This window comes from Adhaeribacter terrigena (assembly GCF_016623615.1).
Lineage (GTDB): Bacteria > Bacteroidota > Bacteroidia > Cytophagales > Hymenobacteraceae > Adhaeribacter_A > Adhaeribacter_A terrigena.
Genome location: NZ_JAEHFX010000002.1, coordinates 494768 through 520611 on the forward strand (window position 1 = coordinate 494768; position 25844 = coordinate 520611).

Consider the following 25844-nt stretch of genomic DNA (forward strand, 5'->3'; position numbering starts at 1 on the left):
AAAAATAGCGCCGTTAAGCGCTATGAGTTTTTTTGAATTTTTCAGAAACATCGGAACTGGCCATCTGATATGCCTGTTTCAGCATGTTACAAATGGCACCCGGCGAAGATGCGCCATGACCGATAATAGCGTTGCCGTTTATGCCCAGAATAGGAGTGCCGCCAACTGCTTCATAATCAAGCCGGTCAATAAAAGGATCGCAGATCTGTTTTTCTTTCAGAATGTCGTAGAAAGACTCGGCCATTTTCAGGATCACGTTTCCGGTATAACCGTCGCACACAATCACGTCGGCTTTATCGTTGAAAAGGTCGCGGCCTTCAATATTTCCAATAAAGTTAATATTGGGGTTGGCTTTCAGAAGCTGGTGCGCGGCCTGGGTGGCCATGTTCCCTTTGCCTTCTTCTTCGCCTAAGTTCATTAAACCCACTTTTGGGTTATCAATTTTCAATACTTCTTCTGCGTAGATCGAGCCGATCTCGCCGAATTGTTCCAGCACTTCCGGTTTGCAGTCGGCGTTGGCGCCAACGTCTACAATCACCCCAATGCCGCCGTTCAGTTTCGGAGCAAAGCTGGCAATGCAGGGACGCATAAAGCCTTCTACTGCCTTTACGCTGAAAAGCGCGCCTACCAGCATGGCTCCGGTATTCCCGGCACTGGCAAAGGCATCCACCTCCTTGGCTTTTAAAAGGGCATAGCCTTTTGCAATGCTGGAGTCAGGTTTTTGGGTGAGCGCCTTTGTGGGGTGCTCACCCATTTCTATAACCTGTGTGGTATGAATAATAGAAATCCTGGAGGAAGTATATCCGTGTTTTTGCAATTCGGCCTGAATCTGGGGTTCATCGCCTATTAGCAGGATTTCAGCTTTCCCGGCCAGCGATTCTGCTGCCAGTATGGCTCCTTCAACCGTTGCGCCAGGGGCAAAATCGCCTCCCATTGCATCCAGGGCTATCTTCATGTATGTAGCTTGTGGGTTATTTACACATTCAGTTTAAAACAGCAGGGCTATTTAGCAAGCTGAAATTAGGCAACGGAAGTATAATTCTCGATCACCATTTTGCCGTGACGGTATAAGTTACCTTCGCTCACGTAAGCGTGGTGAAATAAATGGATTTCTCCGGTTGTAGCGCAAGTAACAACTGCTTTTGGAGTCAGTTTGTCGTGGGTTCTTCTTTTGTCGCGACGGGTTTTGGAGATTTTTCGTTTAGGATGTGCCATCTTACTTAAAAACTATTTATTTACTTATTTGGAATTTATTACTATTTAATCTTTTTCAGGGCTGCAAAACGCGGGTCAGCCGGTTCATCGTCATCATCGTCCGAATCGTTATCCGGTTCGGTAGAAGAAGAGTAAATCAGGATATCGTCATCCGAATCGTCTTCGTCTATTTCCTGCTGAAATTCCGGCTTCAGTTTCTTCATCGGGATCTGCAACCCAATAAAATCGAACAGGTGCTGCGCAAGATTTAATTTCTGGGCACCGTGCTTGATCTGCAGAATATTCTCATCCAGTTCCACTTCTTCGTCGCCGTAGCGCACCCGCAGTACCTGCTTTGTGTCTATCGGGTAATCGAATTCTTCCAGGCTCCGGTCGCAGGTTAAGCGCACGGTACCGGTTATGTGGAACGTGAAATTGAGCAATAATTCCGACTTATCGAGCGTAACGTGGGCTTTTAAGTTGCCGCCGTTCACCAGATTCTGCTCGAAATGGGCAAAGAAAGCATCGTTCAACTCGAAATCGTATTCGTGCTGCTTATTGCTTAGTTTGTCTAGACCGATATCGAAGGTATGCAGGGCTTTCACTGTTCAGGATTTATCGCAAGCTGCAAAATTAGCAACTTATTTCCGATATTAAAAATATATTAAGTCTTTTTAATTGCGCGGATTGGCATTAAAATGGCGTTTCCGGATAATATCTACGGCCAGTAAAAGCGCTTCGCGGAACGAACTTTCCTGCGCAACATTCTGGCCGGCAATATTGTAGGCCGTGCCATGATCGGGCGAAGTTCTCACAATTGGCAGGCCGGCCGTGTAATTTACCCCGTTATCGAATGCCAATGTTTTGAACGGAATTAAGCCCTGGTCGTGGTACATGGATAGCACAGCATCGAAATGTTTGTAGCTCGCCGTGCCAAAAAAGCCATCGGCCGGAAAAGGGCCAAAGATCAGGTTGCCTTTTTCTTTCAGCTGGTTAATTGCCGGAAGTATGATTTCGGCTTCTTCGTTGCCTAGTAATCCGTTTTCGCCGGCGTGCGGATTTAAGCCCAATACGGCGATTCTTGGCTTCTGAATATGAAAATCGTGCTTCAGACTCTCCAAAAGAATGGTTAGTTTCTGGATGAGCAGATCGGGGGTTAGCCTGGCCGAAACGTCTTTTAAAGGCACGTGACCGGTTACCGTAGCCACGCGCAGGTCGCCGCCGATCAGAAACATTAAACTGTTGGGCGCTTCAAAATAATGCGTCAGGAATTCGGTATGGCCCGGGAACTGAAAACTCTCGGACTGGATGTTGTCTTTGTCGATCGGGGCGGTTACAATGCCGTCTAATTTCCCGTTTTTCAGGTCTTCAGCGGCCCGTTGCAATGATTTTAAGGCACTCTGTCCGGATTCCTGGTTTGGTTTTCCGGGGGTTAGTTCCAGATCTTCTTCCCAGCAATTAATTACGTTTACTTTTTTGGTATCTGCACCAGCCGTTTCGGAAATAACCTGCAAATGGAAATTCTCCAGGGCCAGCTGTTTTTTTACTTTGTTTAGTAAATGTATGTTGCCGTAAATTATTGGGGTACAGAAGTTTAAAAGGCGGTTGTCGGCTAAGGTCTTAAGAATTACTTCCGGACCAATGCCGTTGAAATCGCCGAGCGAAATGCCCAACCGCGGTTTTATTTTGTGTTCCATTTAAATGAGTGCAGTTTTGGTGGCAAAAGCTTTTCAGACATAAGTATCAGGACACAGGAATCAGGATTTTTTCTCAGAAAATGTTCTGAATTTTAGCTGAAAAGTATGTTGCCACGAGTTTTTCAGCCCGAAACCCTAGCGTTTTTTCAGCAGGTTTTCGGGTAATCTCAAACCTGCCAAGTTTTGGAAACCTGGCAGGTCTTCAGAAATAAATTATGCTTTTTTGCTTTTTACTTTGGCCGCCAGGAAATCGTAGATCAAACGCACGGCCGAACCGGTGGCGTGTTTTCCGCGGTATGAATCAGGCGCGGTTAAGAAAGCGGTGCCGGCAATATCTAGGTGGATCCAAGGATACGTAGTAAAATGTTCCAGGAATTTTCCGGCCGATATATGACCGGCTTCGGCCATGCCAATGTTTTTGATATCAGCAATATCCGACTCGATGTGTTTGCCGTATTCATCCCAAAGCGGGAATTCGATCAGGCGTTCGTAAGTATGTTCACCGGCGATTTTCAGCTGGGTTTTTACTTCTTCGCTGGCCGTTCCCATCATGGCAATGGCTTCTTTCCCGATCGCCCGCACGGCGGCACCGGTTAAGGTTGCCATGTCAATTACCAGTTCCGGGTCGTATTTTGCAGCAAAACTTAGGGCGTCGGCCAGAATCAAACGGCCTTCGGCGTCGGTATTTAAAACTTCTACGGTTTTGCCGTTGTGCATCGTAATTACGTCGCCAGGCGCATAGGCACGGCCACCCGGGCGGTTATCGGTTGCCGGTACCAGGGCCACAATGTGTAGCGGCAAATTGGTTTTGGCAACGGCATTCATAATTCCGACAACAGCAGCTGCGCCAGCCATATCCGATTTCATCAGATCCATGGAGTTTGGAGTTGGTTTTAAGCTCAGGCCGCCGGTATCATAAACCACACCTTTACCTACCAGCATGATCGGTTTTTCGTTCTGCGCATTTTCCGGTTTCCACTCCATAATGGTGAAAGTAGGAGGGTCGATGCTGCCCTGGTTCACGCTCAGTAATCCGCCCATTTTCAGGCTTTGGATCTGCGTCATTTCCAATACTTCGGTCTGGAAACCAGCTTCTTCGCCGATCTTTACAAACTCTTCGGCTAAATTCTCTGCGCTCTGGAAATTGTGCGGTTCGTTTACCAGGTTGCGCGCCAGGAACACGCTGTTCAGAACGTGGTTCAGGCCGGTAATTTCGGTTTCAGAATACTCTTCGCCGGTAATAATAATGCTTTCTAAAGCCGAAGGTTTAGCTTCCGATTTGTATTTCAGGAATTCGTAATTTGTCAGGAAAATGCCCACCGCCACAAAACGCGCCGCGTTGGAAGCGGTAAGGTCGGAAATGGCAATGTTTTTTACTTTATCAGCTTTTAAAACTTTCAGCAAACCGTGGCCCGCCATGCGCAATTCTTCCTGGTAACCTGCCATGGTTTTCTTTTCCGGTACCGCTACAATGTAAATTTTATAAGTATAGCGGTTAATGAAGATCATTTTGCCTTTGGAATCGAGCTGGCTTTGCGCGAAATTTTTCTCCGCATCGCTCAGCTTCGGCACCGAACCAAGTTCAGTTGGCTGAATAATGTAAACAATATCGGTGTTGTCCGGTACGGAAGCGGTATATTTTAATTGCGTTGGCATCTTGGTAAAACAGTTAAGTTCGGCGTGCAATATAGCAAATTGCTTTTTCAGACATAAGGTTTAGCCTTAAGACTTCATACTTTTTTCGTTTTCAGGAGCCGGATTTTCCGGATTTTCAAGTTTACAAGAGAATTTCCGGGCTCATAATTTTCAGAATCGAAGTTTGGCGCAATCAATTAGAGAATTTTCAGAATCAAAGTCCGCCGTTCACGTTTGTCTTAGTCTTCCGCAAAAGGAAAGGTTCGCCTGGGTGAATTCCGCTGACTTCCGTTAACGGGATTTCTATCCAGGTTTAATATTCCGACTTTTCAGGCCTGAAATCATAGCGTTTTTAAAGACTTACAATTCTTAATATCGATTAACTAAAGAGATTAATGCTAATAGTTTGAAAATTATGTTAAGTAATAGAAAATTTGTTTCATGATATTTTGTCTGAAAGCAAGGGTTTGGAAATTATGTTTAGTAAAATTTCAGGCTACCGGGTTTACCTTTTAAAATATTTCATAAAATAATCGTAGTTTTGAAGCAGATAAAATGAGTTTTCAGCCTTAAAACGATACCGTTTTTGGACAAAAAAGTAAGCCCCAAGAAACACCTCGGTCAGCATTTTCTTACCGACCTCAATATTGCCCAGAAAATTGTAGACCAGCTCACGCTTCCCGACGGCATAAAAGATGTGCTGGAAGTTGGGCCTGGAATGGGCGTGCTTACACAATATTTGTTGCAGCATCCGGAATATAAAACCACGGTAATTGATATTGATAAAGAATCAATTGCGTATTTGCAACACCATTTTCCGGAGCTGGAAGACCGCATCTTATCGGCTGACTTTCTGAAGCTCGATTTTGAAAAATATTTTCCGGGCAAATTCTCCATCATCGGCAACTTTCCTTACAACATTTCGAGCCAGATCTTTTTTAAAGTGCTCAAGCATAAAAACCAGGTGCTGGAAGTGGTTGGCATGCTGCAGAAAGAAGTGGCCGAGCGCATTGCTGCGCCTCCGGGCTCCAAAACGTACGGCATTTTAAGCGTGCTTTTACAGGCCTATTACCACATCACCTACAATTTCACGGTCCACGAAAACGTATTCAACCCGCCGCCGAAAGTAAAATCGGCCGTGATCAGCCTGGTGCGTAACGAGGTGAAAGAACTGCCCTGCTCCGAAAGTTTGTTTTTTGAAGTGGTAAAGCAAAGTTTTTCTACCCGCCGCAAAACCTTAAGAAATTGCCTGAAAACCTATAATTTATCGCCTGAAATAAGCGCTTTGCCTGTTTTTGATAAAAGAGCGGAGCAACTTTCGGTGGCCGATTTTATAGAATTGACAAAAATTATAGAAAATTTTAAATCCCAAGCAGCGAATTAAGCATTCGTCTTGTCATATACCTGAAGGCCGGAAAACGGTAGGGTTTTGCTGCCAAAAACCATAGCATTTTCTGAATCTTTAATTTGCACTATATATAAAGGTGTGAATTCTTAACCAAACAAATTTTCATCTGCCGGAAAAAGACTTTTTGCTTAAACCTGCGCGCTTGCCCAAACATGAAACCGAATTGCCTCATTGTCGACCTGATGCATCCCAGTATAATCGATTTGCTGGAAGAAGCCGGTTTCCATGTTTCATACCGCCCGGAAATTAAACCCGGGGAGGTAAAAGCAGCGCTGAAAGGCTTCCGGGTGTTGATGGTCCGCAGCAAGCTTCACATTTCGGAAGAACTTCTTTCGGAAGCCGAAGACCTGCAGATTGTGGCCCGCGCCGGCGCCGGCGTAGACAACATCGATGAAGACGCGCTCAAACGGCGCAACATTCAGCTGGTAAATGCCCCCGAAGGCAATCGCGATGCAGTAGGGGAGTTTACGGTAGGTTTGTTGCTCGCATTGTTCCGGAACATTGCGAAAGCCGACAAGGAAGTAAGAAACCTGGACTGGCACCGGGAGGCGAACCGGGGCGAAGAGATCTTTGGTAAAACGATCGGCATAATTGGCTACGGCAACATGGGGAAAGTGTTCGCGCGTTGTTTGTCGGGATTCAATTGCCGGGTAATTGCCAACGATATTGCCCCCGATGCCACTTTCGACGAAAATGCGGAGCGGGTTTCCCTCTCCGAAATTTTTGAACAGGCCGATGTAGTGAGTTTTCACATTCCCTACACGCCCGAAAACTACCATTTTGCTAACGCTGCTTTTTTTGGAAGTTTTAGCAAAAACGTGTGGGTGCTGAGCACGGCCAGGGGGGAAATAATGGATTATTCGGCCCTGGTAGGGGGGTTAAAAGCCGGAAATTTAAAAGGCGCTGCCTTAGACGTGCTTGAGAATGAAAAGCTTAGCACCCTGAACGCGCAGCAAAAGGAAAATTTCGGTTTTCTGGCCAAGGCCCCTAACGTGATCCTTACCCCGCATATTGCCGGCTGGACCCACCAGTCATATCAGAAAATTAATGAAATTTTGGTGCAAAAGATAAAAACGCTTCAGTATCAGGATGATGGCCTACGCTGATCAAGAAAAAAAGGTTTAAGTTTTTGCTAGTTATTTTTTTAACGTGTATCTTTAATGCTTTGAATTATACCCACTACCAATAATTTCATTCTTTTTTTTAACCCAGTATGATGCGAAAACTTTTACTACTGTTCGCTTTCTTAGGTTTTACGTATGGGGCGGCACTCGCCCAAACGGGTAAACTGGCCGGAAAGCTGATTGACAAAACAACCCGCGAGCCGATTCCTTTCGGGAACGTTGTGGTAAAGCTGAATGGTGCGCAGAAAGGCTACGGCCAGACTGACATCAACGGTTTTTACTCAATTTCTCCGCTTACTCCGGGTGCTTATACCGTTGAAGTACCAAACGTTGGTTACATAACCAGAGTTATTAACGGGGTAGAGGTAACGGTAGATAAAACTACCAGCCTCAACATTGAGCTTTCTCAAAACGTGCAGCAACTGAACGAAGTTGAGATCACTGCTTACGAAGTTCCGATCATCGGTCCTGAAAAAGTTGGCCAGACCCTGACCAAAGAGCAGATTATGAAAGTTTCTACCCGCGAAGTAACCACCCTGGTACAAACGGCTTCCAACGTTGGTTCTACCGACGACGGCAAAGCGGTTAGCATCAAAGGGCAGCGTCCATCTGGTACAGCTTATTATGTAAACGGGGTAAAGCAGATTGTAGCGCCAAACCTGCCAACCAGCGCCATTTCCCAGATGACGGTAATTTCTGGTGGTGTGCCGGCACAATACGGTGACCAAACCGGTGGTGTGGTAAACATTACAACTACAGCTCCTTCAAGCAAATTTATGGGCGGTGTTGAAGCAGAAACTTCAACCCCATTCGATAAATACCATAACAATCTGGTAAGCTTTAACCTTACCGGCCCGATCCTGCAGAAGAAAAGCGCCGATACTACAGACTTTACCAAAAACCGCACCATTCTTGGTTTCTTTTTAGCCGGTCAGTATCAGGGCTCCCGCGACGATAACCCATCTGCTCAGGGTGTATATACTTTAAAAGATGATGTAAAAACGCGTCTGGAGAAAACGCCACTGGTAGCCGATCCGCAGGGTGGTTATACTTATGCAGCGCAGACTTTAACGCTTAATGATTTTGAAAAAGGCAAGCTGCGTCCGAACGTAAAGAATAACAGTATTACTGTTAACACTTCTTTCGAATTCCAGCCGAAAGAAAATATGATGTTCAGCTTTGGCGGTAACATCAACCATTCACGTCGCGACCTTTATCAGAGAGCATACTCGGTTTATAACTCTGACAACAACCCGGAGCAGCGTATTAATAACTGGATGACTTACCTGCGTTTTACGCAGAACTTTAAAGATGCCCTTGGCGATTCTTCTGCCAATCCGTTGAAAAATGCTTACTACCAGATCCAGGCCGATTACTCTAAGTATGACCGCGTAATCCAGAACAAGCGTCTGAAAGATGATATCTGGCGTTACGGTTACATCGGTAAATTCGACCAGAGCGTTGAAGCTTTCTTTGCTCCGGGAACAGTTCGCGTAAGAACTAATCCAAACGATCCGAACGATACTACTACTACCGTATATAGAGATGCTATGGTTGACCTTGGTGACATCAGCACCAAGGTAGGTTTCACCAGAGACGCAAACACAAACCCGGTTACGGCAGCCTATACCGATCAGATCATCTCTGACCGCGCTAGTGCCGGCGATCCAATCTCTAACCTGATCGAACTTCAGATGCTGGGCGGTTTATTGAATGGACAGAACCCTGGTTCCGTTTATTCAATGTATTCCAATCCTGGTACAATGTTCTCAACCTACCAGTTGTTGAACAACGATCAGTTCCGTTTATCTGCTTTGGGTTCTGCAGAGTGGGGTAAACATACTTTTAAACTTGGTTTCGAATTCGAGCAACGCGTTGAAACGAACTACGGCGTAAATGCCAGTGGTTTATGGAACTGGAGCCGCGGTTTGTTAAGTACCGATATGAACGGCCTTGACAAAAACAACTATGTGGTTACAACCCGCGAAGATGAATTTGGCGTGGAGCAAACCTATATTGATTTCGGCTACAGCCCAAATACAAACCAAAGCACTTTCTCGCAGAACCTGCGTAAAAAATTAGGCCTTGCTGCTAACCAGCCTATTAATATAGATGCAGTAAGTCCGGAAGATCTTTCAACCAGCATGTTCTCTGCCGATGAACTGATCACGCCAGGTTTAGTTAGCTACCAGGGCTTTACTTATGATGGTAAACGCTCCACTAAAAAAGTAGCTTTCAACGATTACTTCTCTGACATTGCAAACCGTCCGCAGGATGCTGTTCGCCCGATCTATACGGCTGCTTTCATCGAAGATAAATTCCAGATCGAAGACCTGACCCTGCGTGCAGGTGTACGGGTAGACCGTTTTGATGCAAACCAGAAAGTGTTGAAAGATCCGTTTACATTAGTAGAAACCCTGAAAGCCGGTGATGTTCGCAGCCTGCGTTTTGCTGCTCTGGAAGGCGAGTCTAATCCATACACCATTCCTTCTAATATTGGCGACGACTACGTAGTTTATGTAAATAAGAACTCTGCTGATTTCCAGCAGGATCAGACTACTGCTTCCAGCTTCGGTATTGTAGGTTACCGCAAAGGGGATGTGTTTTACGATGTGAACGGTACCCCGACTGATAACTTAGCAGAAATTCAGAAGAACGGTACTTTCCCGCTGTTCGATCCTGCGCTGCAAGGAACAGTAGGCTCCGAATATTTACCTGACCGTCGTTTATCCGTTAAAGCATTTAAAGATTATGTGCCGCAGTTTGTAATTATGCCGCGTATTTCATTCTCTTTCCCGATCTCGGAAGATGCTCTATTCTTTGCCCACTACGACATTACTTCACAGCGTCCGGAACGTAACGGTACCCTGCCAAGCGATTATTACTTCCTGCTTGGTTCTATCAACGACCGAAACGAAATTAACAACCCGGATCTGAAACCACAGAAGAAAATTGACTACGAAGTAGGTTTTGAGCAACGTTTAACGCGTTCATCAGGCTTAACGATTTCAGCTTTCTATTCTGAGAACCGCGACCAGATCTCTTTCCGCAAATACACCGGTGCTTATCCGCAGGATTATATTACTTTCAGTAACCTCGATTTTGGGGTAGTGAAAGGTATGACTCTGGAATACGACCTGAGAAGAACCAGAAACATTGCATTAAACGCCAGCTATACCCTGCAGTTTGCAAAAGGTACGGGTTCGAGCGCAACGTCTGGTTACAACCTGGTAAGCCAGGGCCAGCCAAACCTGCGTACGCCTATTCCTTTGGATTTTGATCAGCGTCACAACTTCAAAGTGAACTTCGATTTCCGCTTTAAGGACAACGAAGGTCCGGTATTGTTTGACAAAAAAATATTCCAGAATGTAGGTCTTAATGTTAACCTGAATGCCGCATCCGGCACCCCATACTCACGCCAGGCTAACATTACTAACTTTATCAATGCTATTGGCCGTCCGGTACTGGAAGGAAGCCTGAACGGCTCGAACTTACCAGCCAACTTCCGGGTAGGTCTGCGTCTGGATAAAGACTTTAATATTAAAGGCAGTGAAGACGGAAAATCTTTTGTGAAAACGCTGAACGTTTATTTCCGTGTTCAAAACTTATTCAACACAATGAATGTGCTGAATGTTTATAAATACACCGGCTCTGCATCTGATGATGGATATCTGGATACTTACCGTGAGCGCTTTGGCAGCGAAGCAAATCAGGCACTGATCGATCTGTATACGATCCGCTTACTGAACGGTGATAATGATGCAAGCAATCCATCGAATTATTCTCTACCACGCCGTGCCCAGATCGGCTGTGTAATTTCTTTCTAATTCTGTAATTTTTATATCTGAGATATATGCGTAATAAACAACTATCTGGAATGCTGCTGGCATTAAGCCTTGGCTGCGCGCTGAACGTATCAGCACGGGCACGGGTTGATGTACCAGCAAACGCCGGAGGCAAGAAAAACGGCGGGGGAAATAATAAAATTACGGCGGCTTGTCTTACCAGCTCGTCAAATTCCTCCCTGGATATAAACAACGTTCGGGCCATGGTGCTGAACGGCGGCGATATGTGGTGGAACCTATCCGACCCACGTTATGAAGTACCTAGAGTAGACGATCCGAACTTACCGAAGAAACACTCGCTTTTTGCCGGTGCTGTCTGGATCGGGGGTAAAGATCCGCAGAATAACCTTTATCTGGCTGCCCAGACTTACCGCCAGGGTTCGCCTGCCGATGTTGGTTACTGGCCTGGACCACTGGATAATACCGGTAACGTTGCCAAAGAAGATTGTGCGATCTGGAATTACCACGCTAAAATTGATAAAGCCGTAGTAGATAAATTCCGGGACGATTTTGGTAAAGGCTTTTATGCTGACCGTGATGAAACGAAGTTGCCAAAAGCAATAAAAGACTGGCCGGCAAAGAAAAATCCGTTTATAAAAAATACGGATATGAATCATGACCTGGCGCCGTTCATTAACGTTGGCGGCCCGGCAGATGAGTATAACCCGTTTGATGGCGATTATCCTGATTTCCGGGGTGACCAGGGTATCTGGTGGGTAATGAACGATGCAGGTAACGTAAAAGTACCGCAATCGAGCACCATTGGTTTGGAGTTACAGGTTTTGGCATTTGCTTTCCAAACCAACAACCTGATCAACAACATGACCTTTTATAAGCAGAAGCTGATAAATAAAGGTCAGAATCAGTTAAATAATACGTACCTGGGCCAGTGGGTTGACCCGGACTTAGGTTTCTATAATGATGACTTTGTAGGTTGCGACGTAGGCCGTGGTTTAGGTATCTGCTATAACGGTGACAACGATGATGAAGGTGCAAACGGCTACGGCCTGAATCCGCCGGCAATTGGTGTGGACTTCTTTCAGGGACCTGCCGCAGACCCAAATGATGGGATAGATAATGACCGCGATGGAACTATAGACGAAGCTGATGAAAAAATTATCATGTCGAGCTTTATCTATTACAACAACGACAATAACCCGACTAACGGTAACCCACAAAGAGCCTCTGATTTCTACAACTACCTGCAGGCGATCTGGAGAGATGGTAAGCAGATTACTTTTGGCGGCGATGGTACAAACCAATCTGCTCAGCCTTATAAGTTTATGTTCTCTGACGATACCGACCCTAAAGGTTTAGGTTTCAGCAACCCTAGAAAACCGGATTTTGAATGGTCTGAAAATAAAACCCAGGCAACCGGCCAAAGCTCTAATACGCCAGCTGACCGTCGCTTCCTGCAATCAGCCGGTCCATTCACGCTGAAGCAAGGCGCTGTTAACGAACTTACCATCGGGGTAGTTTGGGCCCGTGCCAACTCTGGTGGTGCCAAAGGTTCTTTGGGTCTCCTGAAAAACGCCGATGATATTGCACAAAGCCTTTTTGATAACGATTTTAAGTTACCGCAAGGTCCGAACGCGCCTAAACTGGAAATTGCCGAGTTAGATCAGCAATTAATTTTAACCTTGATTCCACAGACTTTCCTTACTTCCAACGATGATAAGGTAACTACGGAAACTTATTTTGAGAAAAACCAAACCCTGGAAACTAACGGCGCTAAAGATGCTTTTTATCGCTTTGAAGGATACAAAGTTTATCAGCTGAAAGATCCTACGGTTACTTCTTCTGAATTGAGCAACCCGGACCGTGCCCGTTTAGTGGCCCAGGCTGATCTGAAAAACGGCGTAACTGAGATTGTTAACCGTGAATTTGATGCTGATATTAATGATTTCAAGAGTGTATTGAAAGTGCGTGGCGCCGATAATGGTCTGTTCCATACCATTAATATTACTACTGATCAGTTTGCTACCGGAAACGACCGGATCGTGAACTTCAAGTCTTACCATTTCATGGTTGTAGCTTATGCTTATAACGGTGACCCGGTTAATAAGAATGATAAGTATCTGGAAGGCCGCGTTACTGCATCTGGCACTGGTATTCCGCACAAACCACAGGTTGAAAATGGTGGTACTTTACTGACTTCGGCTTACGGAACTGCTGCTGGTATTACCCGCATTTTTGGTACCGGTAATGGTGGTAATGTACTGGAGATCATGCCAGAGGATGAGCAGGAAATTGTTCGTGCCAACCACAAACAAAAGATTACTTACAAAGGTGGCAATGCACCTTTCGCAGTAAAAGTTTACGATCCTAAGAAAGTTGTAGGTGGTGATTTTACCGTGAAATTATCCAGCCGCCTGGTTTATAAGAAGTCTACTGCATCCGGTAAACTGAACCTGAACGATACGATCCTGGCAACCGGTAACTTTAACCGCCCGGATGCTTATGACGCTACTAACTTCCCGAATACGGTTTCATATCCACAGGTTCCGGGCCGTGCTATTGTACGCAGAATTGTAGGTGTTGAACCTCTTCGGGATTCTACAGCTGCTGCCGGCGATTCGCTGGTAACGCTGGATATCGAAATGCTGAATGACCACCTGAACGGAAGATTCACCGTTGAGATCAACGAAAACAAACTGACCGGTACTGCTCCGAATCAGACTGTAGTGTTCTTTGGTTATAAAACTGAAACCAGACCGTTCCGTTCTTTGAATTCTAATTTTACTGCAGTAGCGTACGAATACGTGCAAAATGACCTGTGGAAAATTAAGAAACCAAATACTGATTGGGTATATGCTGACAAGCCGGTTAGTATTTTCAACGAACAATTGGTTCCTGAATATGGTGTTTCGATCGAATTTAAGCATGCAACAAACCCAGGCTACCTGGTTAATGCTAATTCATTGAATGGTTATCAGGGATCTTCTATAACGTTTTCTGCGGCCCCTAGATGGTTGGAAGGCGTTATGAATGGTTCTACTGCGGGTATGCGCCCTTGGTTGTTGAACAAGAAGACGAATACTACTTCTTCTGATCTTGATGGAATTGATCCTAACTATGTGTACCTGAATGTATTAAACGGTACATGGGCGCCATATGGTGCAACTGCTACCTTGCCTTTTGGACCAGCCTATAGCGGAGCAAGTGCCAGTAACCGCAAAATCTCTGATCTTCAGAATGTGGATATTGTTTACACCAGCGATAAATCTAAATGGACTCGTGTAGTAGTGTTGCAAGGTAATTCAGGTTTAAGTTCTGCTTTTGAACTGACCAAGAAAGGTAGCACTGCTAAATCGGTAGATGTAAACGGCAATGAAGATCCAAATGCACCAAGCCCTACCGGCATGGGCTGGTTCCCGGGATATGCTGTTGATCTGGACCGCGGCATCCGTCTGAACATGATGTTCTCGGAATTTGCCACGCAGGATGGTAAAGGCAGCGATCTGATCTGGGATCCTACTTCGGATGAAGATGGCGGTAGAAACTTTGTTTACGTAATGACAACCCGTTACGATGAAGGTGCACAGCTTGCCAGAGATTTCGACCAGACAATTACCCGTTTCCCTAACCAGGCTGCCCAATTCCAGGCTGCTACGCAGAACCTGATATTCACTAATGCAATGTGGGTAGGTTATCCGCGGTTGGCGAAAGGTGCTACCAAACTGGCCAGCGATGTCCGGGTTAAGCTTCGGGTGAATCGTTACTTTACATCTTATACAACAGATGAAAATTATAACGTGACGAACGATAACAAGCCTACTGCTTATAAAGGTAACTTTAACCCTGAGTACACTTTCTCTACCAATAGCCTGGTGCCGCAGGTAGAACAGACCAGCATTGCGAAAAGTGGTCTTGACCTGATCCGCGTAGTTCCTAACCCTTACTATGCTTACTCACAGTACGAACAGCGTCAGCTTGATAATACTGTGAAGATCACCAACCTGCCGCGCAAGTGTAAGATTGCGATCTATACAGTGAACGGTACATTGGTTAGAACTTATAACAAAGACGATTCTAAGACCTTCTTAGACTGGAACCTGAAAAATGATAATAACTTACCGATCGCTTCGGGTGTGTATATCATTCATGTGGATGCTGGCAATATTGGCAGCAAAGTGGTGAAATGGTTCGGTATTATGAGACCAATAGATCTTGAGTCGTTTTAATTAATTGCGGAGAATAAAAATGAAAAAATCAGTTATATGTATGGTTTTTGCATCATTACTGGCGGGCACTGCGCTCGCCGGTAATGATCAAAAAAGAGGGCAGGTAGGTGCTACGGAATTGCAGATCAATCCGTGGGCCCGCAGTTCGGGTATGGCCAGCTCTAATACTGCCCGGATCCGGGGGGTAGAATCTATGAACCAGAATATTGGTGGCTTATCCGGTATTACGGGAACCGAAATATTGTTTACCAGCACTAAATGGTTAACCGGTACCGATATTAATATCAATGCTTTGGGTATTGGCCAGCAACTTGGTGAAAATGGCGGTGTATTAGGGCTTTCGCTGATGTCTATGGACATGGGTACTTTTAAGCAGACTACCGAGAATGCGCCGGATCAGGATATTAATTTCAATGTTTCGGTTATTAACCTGGCTTTGGGTTACTCCAAGAAGTTTTCCAACAGTATTCAGGGTGGTATCACGGTTCGCGTTATCAGCGAGTCTGTTCCGGATGCTAGTGCTTCCGGTATCGCTTTCGATGGTGGGGTACAATATGTAACTTCTATTGGTAAAGGTGAACTGGCAAAAGATAACCTTCACATTGGCGTTAGCTTACGGAACGTTGGTCCGGAGATGACTTTCTCCGGCGATGGTCTTGCTTACCGCGGTATTGTGCAGAACGGTACGGTGGTTCAGGCATTGGAGCAGCGTTCTGCTTCTTTCGAACTGCCTGCTTTGCTGAACATTGGTTTGGCTTATGACTTCAACATGAATGAAGAAAGCCGCCTTACCCTGGCCGGTAACTTTGTTTCGAACACGGCCAGCAATGACCAGTTCCAGGTTGGTGCAGAATATGCCTTTACCGAGAAATTTATGGTGCGTGCCGGTTTCGATTACCAGAAAGGTATTTTCGGTGACAGCCGTAATTTTGCGCACAATGGCCCTACTGCCGGCGCCAGCGTTCAGTTGCCTTTCGGCGCTGACTTAGATAAAAACGTTGCTTTGGATTATTCTTTCCGTTCTTCTAACCCTTGGAGCGGAACACACAGTGTAGGAATAAAAGTAGGTTTATAATTTAAAATTTTACTACCTTTACAAAAGAACGGTTAGCGCAGGCATAACCGTTCTTTTGTTTTTAAACCCGATTAAAAAAAGATAAAGTAATGGCAAATGTTTCTTATTACACCCCGGAAGGACTGCAGAAACTAAAAGATGAACTGGCTGAACTGAAAGTAAAAGGCCGGTCTGACATAGCGAAGCAACTTGCTGAAGCGCGTGATAAAGGTGATTTAAGTGAAAATGCCGAATATGATGCAGCTAAAGATGCGCAGGGTCACCTGGAACTGAAAATTGCGAAACTGGAAGAAGTAATCGGCAATGCCCGGTTAATAGATGATTCGAACCTGGACCTGAGCAAGGCCCTGATCCTTTCTAAAGTGAAGATCAAGAACCTGAACAACAACATGGTGTTGGATTACACCCTGGTTTCGGAAGAGGAAGCAAATCTGGCAACCGGCCGTATTTCGGTAAAGTCGCCGATAGGCAAGGGTTTGCTGGGTAAAGAAGTAGGTGATGTGGCTGAGATCACGGTTCCGGCCGGAAAGCTGCGTTTCGAGATTCTGGAAATTTCGCGTTAATCCTATTCTAATCTAAACGGTATATGGCTTCTATTTTCTCGAAAATTGTGGACGGCACCATTCCTGCTTATAAAGTGGCGGAAGACGACCGTTTTCTGGCTTTTCTGGATATAAATCCCCTAACGGAAGGCCATACACTGGTAATACCAAAGCAGGAAACAGATTATTTGTTCGATCTGGATGCTGACCTGTATGCCGATCTGCAGAAATTTGCTTATAAAGTAGCCCAGGCTATTAAACCAGCTATGAACTGCAAGCGGGTAGGTGTTTGCGTGATCGGGTTTGAAGTGCCGCATGCGCATATTCACCTGATTCCGATCAATCAGATGCACGATATGAATTTCAGCAACCCGAAATTAAAACTGAAGCCTGAAGAATTTGAAGTAATTGCGGAGAAGATCCGGCAGGAAATTTAAATTTTAAGCACTTTTTAAAGCCAAAACCCTAGCGTTTTTACCGGAATTACCAGTTGAAAACGCTAGGGTTTTGGCTTTAAAAAGTAAGGGTTATTTAGCGGGAATTTCCGGATTAAAGCCGGTATATTTATTTAGAAGAAATGCGGCTTGGGTTATCGGTAAGGAAACTTTTCCAGGATTTGGTTCCGGCCTGGCTGTTATTACCGCGCTGGTAATGGTGGCAAAGGGCTACGGCTAACGCATCGGTCGCATCGAAAAGCTTGGGCATTTCGGCAATTTTAAAGATCTGCAGCAACATCTGGGCTACCTGTTCTTTAGAAGCGTTCCCGTTGCCGGTAATGGATTGTTTTACTTTTTTTGGCGCATACTCTACGTAAGGAATATCGCGGGATAAAGCAGCGGCAATAGCTACTCCCTGGGCCCGGCCGAGCTTCAGCATCGATTGCACGTTGGTTCCGTAGAAAGGGGCTTCGATAGCCATTTCATCGGGTAAATATTCGGTGATGAGTTCCTGGGTGCGGTCGAAGATCTTTTTTAGTTTTACGGCGTGGTTCGTCAGGCTTTTTAAATTGATGACATCGTATTTAAGAACCTGCATTTTAGAGCCTTTTACCACGAGCAGGGCATAGCCCATAATGTTGGTTCCAGGGTCTATACCCAGGATAATTTTTTCGGAAGGAACTAGGGGGAGCGTTTTGATCATAAGGTTTGCAAAATTACAAACAAAAATTGACTGTAGTTTTAAAAAATAAAGGCTGGCTGGCACTTAAACTTCTGGTTTTCGGGCTGACCAGCTTTTATTTGTACCGCGCCGTGCAAGGCCGCACCGATTGGTTCGCGCTTTTGCAGGAGCACGACAACGCGCGGTTACGGTTGCTGGTTTTTATGGCGGCAATGTTAATTCCGGTAAACTGGGGCCTGGAAGCCTGGAAATGGTGGTACCTGGCCCGTAAAATAGAAACGGTTTCTTTTTTAAGAGCGTTCCGTTCGGTAATGGTGGGGTTAACGCTGGGTTTTATTACCCCGAACCGGGTAGGTGATTACGCCGGCCGGATCCTGGAATTGCGTAGCCGCCGGCGGATCCATGCCATTGGGGCTATTTTTTTAGGCCGTTTTGCGCAGTTGGTCGTAACCGTTTTAGCCGGAAGCGTGGGAGGTTTTTACCTGTTCTGGCATTTTTACTGGCCCGAATTTCCCTGGGCAAAAGTAAGCGTCGGGTTATTTTTGCTGGCAGGAAATGCTTTTTGCCTGCTGTTTTTCTTCCGATCCACATTAATTCTGGCCATGCTGGCTACTTTTCCGCCGGCGCGCCGATTTTTGCCTTATTTACGGGTGCTGGCGCGTTATAATTTTGCTGAGCTGGGTTACACGCTTTTGCTGGCTGCGTCAAGATATGCGGTTTTCGGCTTGCAGTTCGGGTTGTTGCTCAATGCCTTTGGCGTGCAGCTTTCGATTTTGAAATATGTAAGTGGCATCAGCAGTACGTTTCTTTTAAAATCGATTGTGCCGAGTTTCAGCGCGCTGACCGATATTGGCATGCGCGAAGTTTCGGCGATGCATTTTTTTAGTCTGTTTGGCGAGCCGGAACTGAATGTGTTGAGCGCGAGCCTGAGTTTGTGGTTCCTGAACATTGTGGTGCCAAGTGCAATCGGTTTGATCTTTGTGGCGCGGTTGAAGTTTAAGAAAGGTACGGAATGATCGCGGTGCTGACTTTTCTGGTGCTTGGCTATAGCGTTTTTATTCTGGCGGCCATAATAGGTTGGCTGCGTTATTCTGCGCCTGAAATTCCGGAAAATTACAAACCGCAGACCCGGATCTCATTGTTAATTGCTGTGCGGAATGAAGCGGAGAATATCGGGCATTTACTTCGGGATCTGGCCGCGCAACGCTTTCCGAAAACGCACTTCGAAGTAATTATTATTGATGATCATTCGGATGACGGGACGGCAGAAATTGTCAGGACTTTTATGGCTGGTTCCGAAATGGACTTACAATTGTTGCGGCTGGAAAAGGGTAGGGGTGAAGGCAAAAAAAGTGCAATTGCCTTTGGGCTGGAACACGCTAAGGGCGAACTGATCGTACAAACCGATGGCGATTGCCGGGTGCAACCTGTTTGGCTTACATTGCTGGAATATCAATACGTTTCGGAAGGCGCTAAATTTATAAGCGGTCCGGTTTGTTTAACGGCGGAAGATTCCCTCTTTCAGAATATGCAGGTGGTGGAGTTTGCTTCTTTAATTGGCAGCGGCGCGGCTTCTATGGGTTTGGGCAAACCCAATATGTGCAATGGCGCAAACCTGGCGTACGAAAAAGCAGCATTTTACGCGGTAAACGGCTATGCGGGTAACGAAAAAATCCCTTCCGGCGACGATGAGTTTCTGATGCATAAAATGCAGGCGGCTTTTCCGGGGAAAGTAAAATTTCTGAAAGCAAATGCGGCTACGGTTTATACGGCCGCCTGTGAAACAGTATCGCAGTTTATGGCGCAACGCATTCGCTGGGCCAGTAAATGGAAATATTACAAAAATCCGGCGGCGCAAGTGCTGGCTTTGCTGGTTTTCGGGGTGAATTTTATTTTGCCGGTAGCATTAATTTTCTGGTTAACAGATCGTTTGGAAGGAAATATTTTCTGCTCGTTTTTTTTGCTGAAAACCACGGTCGATTTTGTATTTTTAGGGCTGATTTTGAAGTTTTTCCGCAGAACCAAATATTTAATTTATATCTTACCCTTACAGCTGGTGTATATGCCCTATGTGGTGTTAACTGCCCTGGCCGGTTTAGCCGGAACCTACCGCTGGAAAGGACGAACCCTGAAAAACGATGACGGAAACGGAAGCTGATATTCTGGACGAATTATATTTTGTAACTTCTTTTAAAGCCCTAAGCCAGATGCTGGATATTGATGCGGGAACGCTTTGCACGCATTTGCAGGCTTTGGTTTCGCAAGGCTACGTAAAATGTTTTTTCCCTGACCCCGACACAGAAGTTGAGTTTGCTCCGGAAACGTTTGCTGCCAATTGTGCTTCGTATTTCTTTCTGGCTACCAAAGCTGGTTTGCTGGCGCATAATTCCCGCTAAATGGCTCCCAACACACAAGTAATTCAAACGCCGGTTTATCATTCGCCGGGGTATTATATCCGGCAGCGGCTGTTGCAGAACGGGCCGGCCATGCTGGGCTTAACCTTAGTTTTGATCGCGTTTTTCATAGCGTTTTCGGGTTATTTGCTTTTGCCGGATGCTACGCCGAATGCAAACGACGGCATTGTGGCGCTGCAAAAGAAACCGGCCGGTTTTACCGTAAAAATACTGCGCGTTCCCAAGGCCGATAAACCGGAAGAAACCAGCTTTGTTGAAAAGTGGCTCTTTGGGGCTCCCACTGCTTACGAAAGTATTCCGATAGATAATTATAAAATTGAACGTGACTTTTTAGTGGCAGAACCCTACCGTTCCGGCGCGGGCTTAGATACCGCCGAAATGCGTTTCCCCTTACAAAAACTATTGCCGGCTTCAACAGTTCTTGAAAATAAAGACCTGGTGCAGCAAATTGAAGAATCCAACATCGAAAACCGCACCTATTGGCTGGGGACAGACAAAGCCGGCCGCGATGTGCTGAGCCGTTTGTTGCTGGGCACCCGCATTTCGTTGGGGATCGGGTTTCTGGCGGTGCTAATCTCGGTGACCATTGGGTTGCTGGCCGGCGCTTTGGCGGGTTACGCCGGCGGTTGGGTAGATAAAGCCATTATGTTTGTGATGACGGTGGTTTGGAGCGTGCCGGGCATTATGCTGGTTATTGCTATAAGCCTGGCCCTGGGAAGCAAAAGCGTGTGGGTTTCTTTTGTTGCGGTAGGCTTAACCATGTGGGTAGATGTGGCCAGAGTGGTGCGCGGGCAGGTTTTAAGTTTGAAAGAAAAAACGTATATTGAGGCAGCAAAAGTTGCGGGCCTACCTGAGATCCGCATTATTTTAAAGCATTTGCTGCCTAATTTACTCGGACCGCTGATAGTTACAGCTACCGCTAATTTCGCTTCGGCTATTTTAATGGAAGCGGGTTTGAGTTTTCTGGGTCTGGGAGTTCAGCCACCGGCACCTTCGTGGGGCATGATGGTGAACGAAGGTTTCCAGCTGATCGGCTCCCGGAACAGTTTGTTTTTGGTTATCCTGCCCAGCTTATGCATAAGTTTGCTGGTGCTGGCTTTTAATTTGCTCGGAAACGGGCTGCGCGACGCTTATGACCCTAAAATTATCGTTACCAATGCCTGAGACCGTGGAAAGGAATATACAGCAGGAGCTAAATCTGAAGGAATTGGAACTGGCCGCGCTGCTCGAAATTACGCAGGCAATTAACAGCAACCTGCCCGAAAAGGCGCTATACAAAATCTACCATTTCACCTTACTGGCCCAGTTAAAAATTAACCGGCTTACGCTTTTTGTGCAGGACGAAGCCTGGGAGTGCAAAGTTTGCTTTGGTACGGCCACTGATTATGTGAAACAGGAATTTCCAGAGGAGATTCGCAACCTGCGCGAAATCACCAAGCTCAATAACCTGAACCTGGATAAACGCTGGCGCGATTTCGACGTGGCCATTCCGGTAATTCAGGACGGAAAAGTGCTGGCTTTCGTGCTCATCGGAAATATTCACCCGTATTATTCCAACCTGGGGGCTTTGTCGTTTATTCAGACGCTGAGTAATATCCTGATCGTGGCAATGGAAAACCGGAAAATGACCCGGCAACGGTTATCGCAGGAAGCCATGCGTAACGAAATCCGCATTGCCCGCGAAGTGCAGGCCATGCTGTTCCCGAAAAGTTTGCCGAACGATAAAGACGTAGCCGTTTTTGCCAGCTATATTCCGCATTCTACCATTGGCGGCGATTATTACGATTACATTAAAATTGACGATGATCAGTTCCTGGTTTGCGTGGCCGACGTGAGTGGAAAAGGCGTGCCGGCTTCGTTGCTGATGAGTAATTTCCAGGCCGGTTTGCGGACCATTCTGCGCCAGACGTCCGACCTGGAAACGGTGGTTTCGGAACTGAATTACCTGATCTACCGGAACGCGATCGCCGAGAAATTCATTACCAGTTTCTTTGCCATTTATAACCGCAAAACCCGCGAGCTGCACTACGTAAATGCCGGCCACAATGCCCCCGTTCTGCTGCACGAAAACAACACCTGCCATTTATTGAACGAAGGCTGCACCATGCTGGGTATTTTTGAAGAACTGCCGTTCATGTCGGTTACCAAAGTGCTGATCCCGCATAAATCCATGCTGCTTTGCTACACGGATGGCTTAACGGAAGTTTTTAATAAGGATGAAGATGAATACGGGCTGGAAAACACCATTAAATTCCTGCAACAATCCCGCTACATGAATCTGCAGGTGCTGCACCGCGAACTATTGGAAGATATCCGGATCTATAACGATGCGGCCGGTTTCGACGATGATATTACCTTGCTGAGCTGCCGGTTCAAGTAAACCAAATCAGACTTTTTGTTGCTTAAACCATACCGTTTTTCTTTCGAAATTCAATGAAATTCAATGAAATCAAGCGTTGTTTGCTTTGCTGTATTTGCAGCTGTATTCGTTTCTGCCTGCTCCCAAAAAAGTGCGCCGGCAGTTTCCGGGAATTCTAAAACGGAAGTTCCGGCCAGTGATGAAGTGTATGTGATGGTGGAAGAAATGCCGCGCTTCCCCGGTGGCGAAAATGAAATGATAAGGTTTGTGAACAAACACATGCTTTATCCGCAGGAAGCCCGGGATAATGGCGAAGAAGGCCGGGTTATCGTGCAATTCGTGGTTACGAAGGAGGGGAAGTTAACCAATCCTGAAATTGTGCGAAGCGTTTCTCCAAGTATTGATAAGGAAGCGCTTCGTATAGTCGAAATCATGCCCCTATGGCAACCGGGCAAGCAAAATGGCCGGGCAGTTAATACCCGTTATACCTTGCCTTTAACGTTTCAATTGCAGTAAAAGCAAACAGTTTTTCAGCAGAAAAGCATAGCCTTTTTAAGCTGAAACTGCTTAAACTTAATCTTCAAAAATTTAATTTAACGCTTCAGATTGTTTTTCAGCCTTTGTCCAGATGTCGAGTTTGATCAGGAAGGCGAGGGAAATGAAATAGAACGAACCGATCTTATCTACTTCCAAGAGTTCGTTCAGGGTGAGGTGGAAAATAATAATGATCAGGCACAAGGCAGCCCCCACAATTACGGCCCGCGTTTCCGGATCTTTGGTGCGGTGGTAGAGCGTTTGCGGCAGAATAAGAATATACCCGATCAGGGTCAGGAAAAGTAATAATCCAATAATTCCCTGCTCAGCGAGCTGCAGTAAAAAGTAATTGTGTACGGTAGATTTTTCGGGGTTATCGCTTACGTAGGTCCGGAAACGTTTTACGGTGTAGCGCTTATATTCCGGGTAAAAGGTGCTTGGTCCGGTGCCGGTAAAAGGTTTTTCGGCTACCATGTGTAAGGCGGCTACCCAGCGGTAAACCCGTTCCATGCCCGAAACATCTTCGAGTTTATACGTGGCCTGTAAGTGCTTTCCGAAATTATCGCGGTTGAAAACGGTTTTCTCGAATTTAGGGGCGTAGTTCAGGTAGTTTTCGTTGTTCAGGAAAAAATACATCGCGAAAGCTGCTCCGAGGTATGCGCCGGCTACCATCAGCTTGGTAAGCTTAAACCGGATGGCCAGAAAATACAGCCCGGCAATGGGCAGCGAAAGCCACGAAGCCCGCGTGTAGGAAAAACCCACGCCCACCACCATAATTAGCAGGCAACAGATCAGGAAAAACTTCACCCAGCCTTTGCGGCCCTGCATTAACGTAAAAACGTAAGGAATGAAAAACGCGACTACCGTGGCATAAATTACGTGGTTCATAAAAAACGGCGTAACCGAGCGGTGCACCGCATGAAAGGCAAAACCTTTAAGCGCGTGTTTGAAGAGCGAAAAAAGGATCAGCCCGATCAGGGGAACCAGGAAAAACCACAGAATGCGTTTGATATCTTTTACATCGCGGATAATGGAGCCGGTTAGCAGCAAAAAAGGCACAATGTACCAAACTTTAGCCAGCAGATATTTTACCGATTTTACCCCGTCTACCGAAAAAGGCGTAACCATGAGTGCCCACAAATAAGTGGCCCCGATAAGCACTACGAGCGGATGCGACAGGAAACGTTTGTCGGGTTTGAAACCGATGAGCAGCGAGGCCATGAAACAGCCCGTAAGCAGGAGCATGAGCGGCTCAGCCGGAAGATCCATGCGCAGCCCGCCCACCGGCAAAAAGAACTCCATGGAGAATGGCAGGCTGAAAATTAGCAGGTAGTAAAGCGCGCGGTAATTGGTTAAAAGCAGAAGCAGCAGCAGAATGCCGGCCGGTATACCCAGCCATACCGACGTGTTTTTATAAACGCCCCAGCAAACCGCGCCAACGATCAGGCTACCAAAACCCCAGAAAATGAGTTGTTCGGTAACTTTTTCGGGAAGCGGCAGATGTGCTTTTAAAAACTTCATTATTATTCAAAGCGGTAGTTTTCGCGTTTGTATAATTCGTAAAGCGAAACGAAAATTACCGATAACAGGAACGTTACAATGGTAGAACCCGCCACGATGAGCCAGCGGATGGGTTTGATCTTGCGATTGGCCGCCTCGGCTTTCTGCACCACGTTTATGGTAGAGATTTTGCCGTTCAGCGCAATTTTAGCGTTGTCGAAATTGGCTTTGGCTTTGATGTAGCGCGAAAGCATATTCGACTGAATGGAATCGAGGTCTTTGGTAGCTTTCAGGCCGGCGGCATATTTATTTAAATTATACACGCTGCCGGAACTGGTAAGCGTAGCGAGTGCTTTTTCCAGGCCGTTAATCCGGGCTTTCAGGGCAGTCGTGCTGCCGCCGCTTTGCTGCATCACTTCCAGCTCGCCTTTGGCCTGGGCCAGTTCGGTCTGGGTTTCGATCACGCTTTTACTTAAATGGTAGCCTTCGTCGGCCAGGCCGTAAATACCGTAATTTTTCCGTACTTCGTTCAGGCTGTCGCGCAGGTTTAAATAGGCTTTGGAATAATAGTTATACTGATCTTTGTAAATCTCCATTACGCGCTTGCGGTTCTCAAGCGGAAGTTCCTGGTTCAGCACATCGATGCGGGCGGCAATGTCGTTGGCAATGGCGGCAGCTTTGTATTTGTCGTGGCTGATGAAGCTGATCTCCAGAGCGTCGCGGTCGTTGGGGCGCACATCGAGGTTGGTGTACCACATGTTCATGGCGCCAAATTTATTGATGTCGCTTTCCATGTCCTGATACCCGTAATCGAGGTAAAGTTTATACTTGTAGATCATGAAATAGGCCAGTTGCTCGGAAGTGGCAATGGTCGTTAAGCGGTCCAGTTCTACGGAAGAGCCGGTAACTTCAATTTTTTCGCCCTGCAGAATGCGGTCCGGATCTACGCTCAGGATATTGGCCGGGTAAATGATTGTTGTAGACTGGTATTCGTTGGTAAGTAGCAGGGAAATGCCGGCGCTGCCCAGCATAGCAATGATGCTCAGCACCAGGATAGGATATTTCCAACGATTCAGAACAGGCACCAATCCGAGGAGATTTTTCGGACGTTCAGACATAGTTTGCGTAACGCTCATGGTAAAGAATATTCCTTCAAAATTAGCCAAAAAACTCAAACTTTCCTAAAGCTAAGGAACCCGAAAATTAGGAATATT

21 protein-coding genes are annotated in these 25844 nt (G+C 46.2%); 13 read left to right on the plus strand and 8 right to left on the minus strand.

Annotated elements, in window-relative coordinates:
* Positions 1 to 13 precede the first annotated feature (13 nt).
* The 5 genes from plsX to I5M27_RS06225 form a co-directional block, all read right to left on the minus strand.
* Positions 14 to 955: a phosphate acyltransferase PlsX gene (plsX, locus tag I5M27_RS06205; protein ID WP_200505313.1), complete on the minus strand. Its 942-nt coding sequence runs from the start codon at positions 953 to 955 to the stop codon at positions 14 to 16.
* Positions 956 to 1020: 65 nt separating this feature from the next.
* Positions 1021 to 1215, minus strand: a complete 195-nt coding sequence (rpmF, locus tag I5M27_RS06210) for a 50S ribosomal protein L32 (RefSeq protein ID WP_200505314.1) — start codon at positions 1213 to 1215, stop codon at positions 1021 to 1023.
* 41 nt (positions 1216 to 1256) lie between these two features.
* Positions 1257 to 1799 carry a YceD family protein gene (locus tag I5M27_RS06215; RefSeq protein ID WP_200505315.1) on the minus strand — a complete coding sequence of 181 codons (543 nt, stop codon included), beginning with the start codon at positions 1797 to 1799 and terminating at the stop codon, positions 1257 to 1259.
* Between the two features lie 69 nt (positions 1800 to 1868).
* Positions 1869 to 2891: a 4-hydroxythreonine-4-phosphate dehydrogenase PdxA gene (gene pdxA, locus I5M27_RS06220; RefSeq protein ID WP_200505316.1), complete on the minus strand. Its 1023-nt coding sequence runs from the start codon at positions 2889 to 2891 to the stop codon at positions 1869 to 1871.
* Between the two features lie 213 nt (positions 2892 to 3104).
* The gene (locus tag I5M27_RS06225; RefSeq protein WP_200505317.1) at positions 3105 to 4547 is read right to left on the minus strand and encodes a leucyl aminopeptidase family protein; all 1443 of its coding nucleotides are present in this window, start codon (positions 4545 to 4547) and stop codon (positions 3105 to 3107) included.
* A 565-nt stretch (positions 4548 to 5112) separates the two neighbouring features.
* Here I5M27_RS06225 and rsmA point away from each other — a divergent pair.
* The 7 genes from rsmA to I5M27_RS06260 all read left to right on the plus strand — a co-directional run bounded on the left by rsmA (position 5113) and on the right by I5M27_RS06260 (position 17141).
* Positions 5113 to 5910, plus strand: coding sequence for a 16S rRNA (adenine(1518)-N(6)/adenine(1519)-N(6))-dimethyltransferase RsmA (gene rsmA / locus I5M27_RS06230; protein ID WP_200505318.1), 798 nt, complete (start codon positions 5113 to 5115; stop codon positions 5908 to 5910).
* Between the two features lie 176 nt (positions 5911 to 6086).
* Positions 6087 to 7040 (plus strand): NAD(P)-dependent oxidoreductase, encoded by a 954-nt coding sequence (locus I5M27_RS06235; protein ID WP_200505319.1) that lies wholly within the window; start codon positions 6087 to 6089, stop codon positions 7038 to 7040.
* Positions 7041 to 7147: 107 nt separating this feature from the next.
* Positions 7148 to 10885, plus strand: coding sequence for a TonB-dependent receptor (locus tag I5M27_RS06240; protein WP_200505320.1), 3738 nt, complete (start codon positions 7148 to 7150; stop codon positions 10883 to 10885).
* A gap of 50 nt (positions 10886 to 10935) precedes the next feature.
* On the plus strand, positions 10936 to 15087 hold the full coding sequence (locus tag I5M27_RS06245; RefSeq protein WP_200505321.1) for a T9SS type A sorting domain-containing protein: 4152 nt from the start codon (positions 10936 to 10938) through the stop codon (positions 15085 to 15087).
* Between the two features lie 19 nt (positions 15088 to 15106).
* A complete protein-coding gene (locus I5M27_RS06250; protein WP_200505322.1) occupies positions 15107 to 16162 on the plus strand; it encodes a PorV/PorQ family protein in 1056 nt (351 codons plus the stop codon).
* An 89-nt stretch (positions 16163 to 16251) separates the two neighbouring features.
* Positions 16252 to 16725 carry a transcription elongation factor GreA gene (gene greA / locus I5M27_RS06255; protein WP_200505323.1) on the plus strand — a complete coding sequence of 158 codons (474 nt, stop codon included), beginning with the start codon at positions 16252 to 16254 and terminating at the stop codon, positions 16723 to 16725.
* Between the two features lie 23 nt (positions 16726 to 16748).
* On the plus strand, positions 16749 to 17141 hold the full coding sequence (locus I5M27_RS06260) for an HIT family protein (protein ID WP_200505324.1): 393 nt from the start codon (positions 16749 to 16751) through the stop codon (positions 17139 to 17141).
* A gap of 127 nt (positions 17142 to 17268) precedes the next feature.
* Here I5M27_RS06260 and ruvC read toward each other — a convergent pair whose 3' ends face one another.
* On the minus strand, positions 17269 to 17844 hold the full coding sequence (gene ruvC / locus I5M27_RS06265) for a crossover junction endodeoxyribonuclease RuvC (protein WP_200505325.1): 576 nt from the start codon (positions 17842 to 17844) through the stop codon (positions 17269 to 17271).
* A gap of 26 nt (positions 17845 to 17870) precedes the next feature.
* Here ruvC and I5M27_RS06270 point away from each other — a divergent pair, with 26 nt between their 5' ends.
* The 6 genes from I5M27_RS06270 to I5M27_RS06295 all read left to right on the plus strand — a co-directional run bounded on the left by I5M27_RS06270 (position 17871) and on the right by I5M27_RS06295 (position 23112).
* Entirely contained in the window at positions 17871 to 18839 is a 969-nt protein-coding gene (locus I5M27_RS06270; RefSeq protein ID WP_200505326.1) for a lysylphosphatidylglycerol synthase transmembrane domain-containing protein, read from the plus strand.
* Positions 18836 to 19981 (plus strand): glycosyltransferase, encoded by a 1146-nt coding sequence (locus I5M27_RS06275; protein WP_200505327.1) that lies wholly within the window; start codon positions 18836 to 18838, stop codon positions 19979 to 19981. The genes I5M27_RS06270 and I5M27_RS06275 overlap by 4 nt, the downstream gene beginning before the upstream one ends.
* Positions 19962 to 20219, plus strand: coding sequence for a MarR family transcriptional regulator (locus I5M27_RS06280; RefSeq protein ID WP_200505328.1), 258 nt, complete (start codon positions 19962 to 19964; stop codon positions 20217 to 20219). Before I5M27_RS06275 ends, I5M27_RS06280 begins: the two co-directional genes overlap by 20 nt.
* Positions 20220 to 21401, plus strand: a complete 1182-nt coding sequence (locus I5M27_RS06285; RefSeq protein ID WP_234462415.1) for an ABC transporter permease — start codon at positions 20220 to 20222, stop codon at positions 21399 to 21401. It begins immediately after the preceding gene.
* A 4-nt stretch (positions 21402 to 21405) separates the two neighbouring features.
* Positions 21406 to 22617 carry a PP2C family protein-serine/threonine phosphatase gene (locus tag I5M27_RS06290; protein WP_317193558.1) on the plus strand — a complete coding sequence of 404 codons (1212 nt, stop codon included), beginning with the start codon at positions 21406 to 21408 and terminating at the stop codon, positions 22615 to 22617.
* Between the two features lie 63 nt (positions 22618 to 22680).
* A complete protein-coding gene (locus I5M27_RS06295) occupies positions 22681 to 23112 on the plus strand; it encodes an energy transducer TonB (protein WP_200505330.1) in 432 nt (143 codons plus the stop codon).
* Between the two features lie 72 nt (positions 23113 to 23184).
* Here the strand turns inward: I5M27_RS06295 and I5M27_RS06300 are convergent, their stop codons facing one another.
* Positions 23185 to 24651 (minus strand): O-antigen ligase family protein, encoded by a 1467-nt coding sequence (locus I5M27_RS06300; RefSeq protein WP_200505331.1) that lies wholly within the window; start codon positions 24649 to 24651, stop codon positions 23185 to 23187.
* Between the two features lie 2 nt (positions 24652 to 24653).
* Positions 24654 to 25748, minus strand: a complete 1095-nt coding sequence (locus I5M27_RS06305; RefSeq protein ID WP_200505332.1) for a GumC domain-containing protein — start codon at positions 25746 to 25748, stop codon at positions 24654 to 24656.
* Positions 25749 to 25844 lie beyond the last annotated feature (96 nt).

Excerpts from the sequence above, each read along its gene's own strand:
- plsX (WP_200505313.1), bottom strand. The coding sequence starts at position 955 with ATGAAGATAGCCCTGGATGCAATGGGAGGCGATTTTGCCCCTGGCGCA.
- rpmF (WP_200505314.1), bottom strand. The coding sequence starts at position 1,215 with ATGGCACATCCTAAACGAAAAATCTCCAAAACCCGTCGCGACAAAAGA.
- pdxA (WP_200505316.1), bottom strand. The coding sequence starts at position 2,891 with ATGGAACACAAAATAAAACCGCGGTTGGGCATTTCGCTCGGCGATTTC.
- I5M27_RS06225 (WP_200505317.1), bottom strand. The coding sequence starts at position 4,547 with ATGCCAACGCAATTAAAATATACCGCTTCCGTACCGGACAACACCGAT.
- I5M27_RS06235 (WP_200505319.1), top strand. The coding sequence starts at position 6,087 with ATGAAACCGAATTGCCTCATTGTCGACCTGATGCATCCCAGTATAATC.
- I5M27_RS06240 (WP_200505320.1), top strand. The coding sequence starts at position 7,148 with ATGATGCGAAAACTTTTACTACTGTTCGCTTTCTTAGGTTTTACGTAT.
- I5M27_RS06245 (WP_200505321.1), top strand. The coding sequence starts at position 10,936 with ATGCTGCTGGCATTAAGCCTTGGCTGCGCGCTGAACGTATCAGCACGG.
- I5M27_RS06250 (WP_200505322.1), top strand. The coding sequence starts at position 15,107 with ATGAAAAAATCAGTTATATGTATGGTTTTTGCATCATTACTGGCGGGC.
- greA (WP_200505323.1), top strand. The coding sequence starts at position 16,252 with ATGGCAAATGTTTCTTATTACACCCCGGAAGGACTGCAGAAACTAAAA.
- I5M27_RS06260 (WP_200505324.1), top strand. The coding sequence starts at position 16,749 with ATGGCTTCTATTTTCTCGAAAATTGTGGACGGCACCATTCCTGCTTAT.
- ruvC (WP_200505325.1), bottom strand. The coding sequence starts at position 17,844 with ATGATCAAAACGCTCCCCCTAGTTCCTTCCGAAAAAATTATCCTGGGT.
- I5M27_RS06275 (WP_200505327.1), top strand. The coding sequence starts at position 18,836 with ATGATCGCGGTGCTGACTTTTCTGGTGCTTGGCTATAGCGTTTTTATT.
- I5M27_RS06280 (WP_200505328.1), top strand. The coding sequence starts at position 19,962 with ATGACGGAAACGGAAGCTGATATTCTGGACGAATTATATTTTGTAACT.
- I5M27_RS06285 (WP_234462415.1), top strand. The coding sequence starts at position 20,220 with ATGGCTCCCAACACACAAGTAATTCAAACGCCGGTTTATCATTCGCCG.
- I5M27_RS06295 (WP_200505330.1), top strand. The coding sequence starts at position 22,681 with ATGAAATCAAGCGTTGTTTGCTTTGCTGTATTTGCAGCTGTATTCGTT.
- I5M27_RS06300 (WP_200505331.1), bottom strand. The coding sequence starts at position 24,651 with ATGAAGTTTTTAAAAGCACATCTGCCGCTTCCCGAAAAAGTTACCGAA.
- I5M27_RS06305 (WP_200505332.1), bottom strand. The coding sequence starts at position 25,748 with ATGTCTGAACGTCCGAAAAATCTCCTCGGATTGGTGCCTGTTCTGAAT.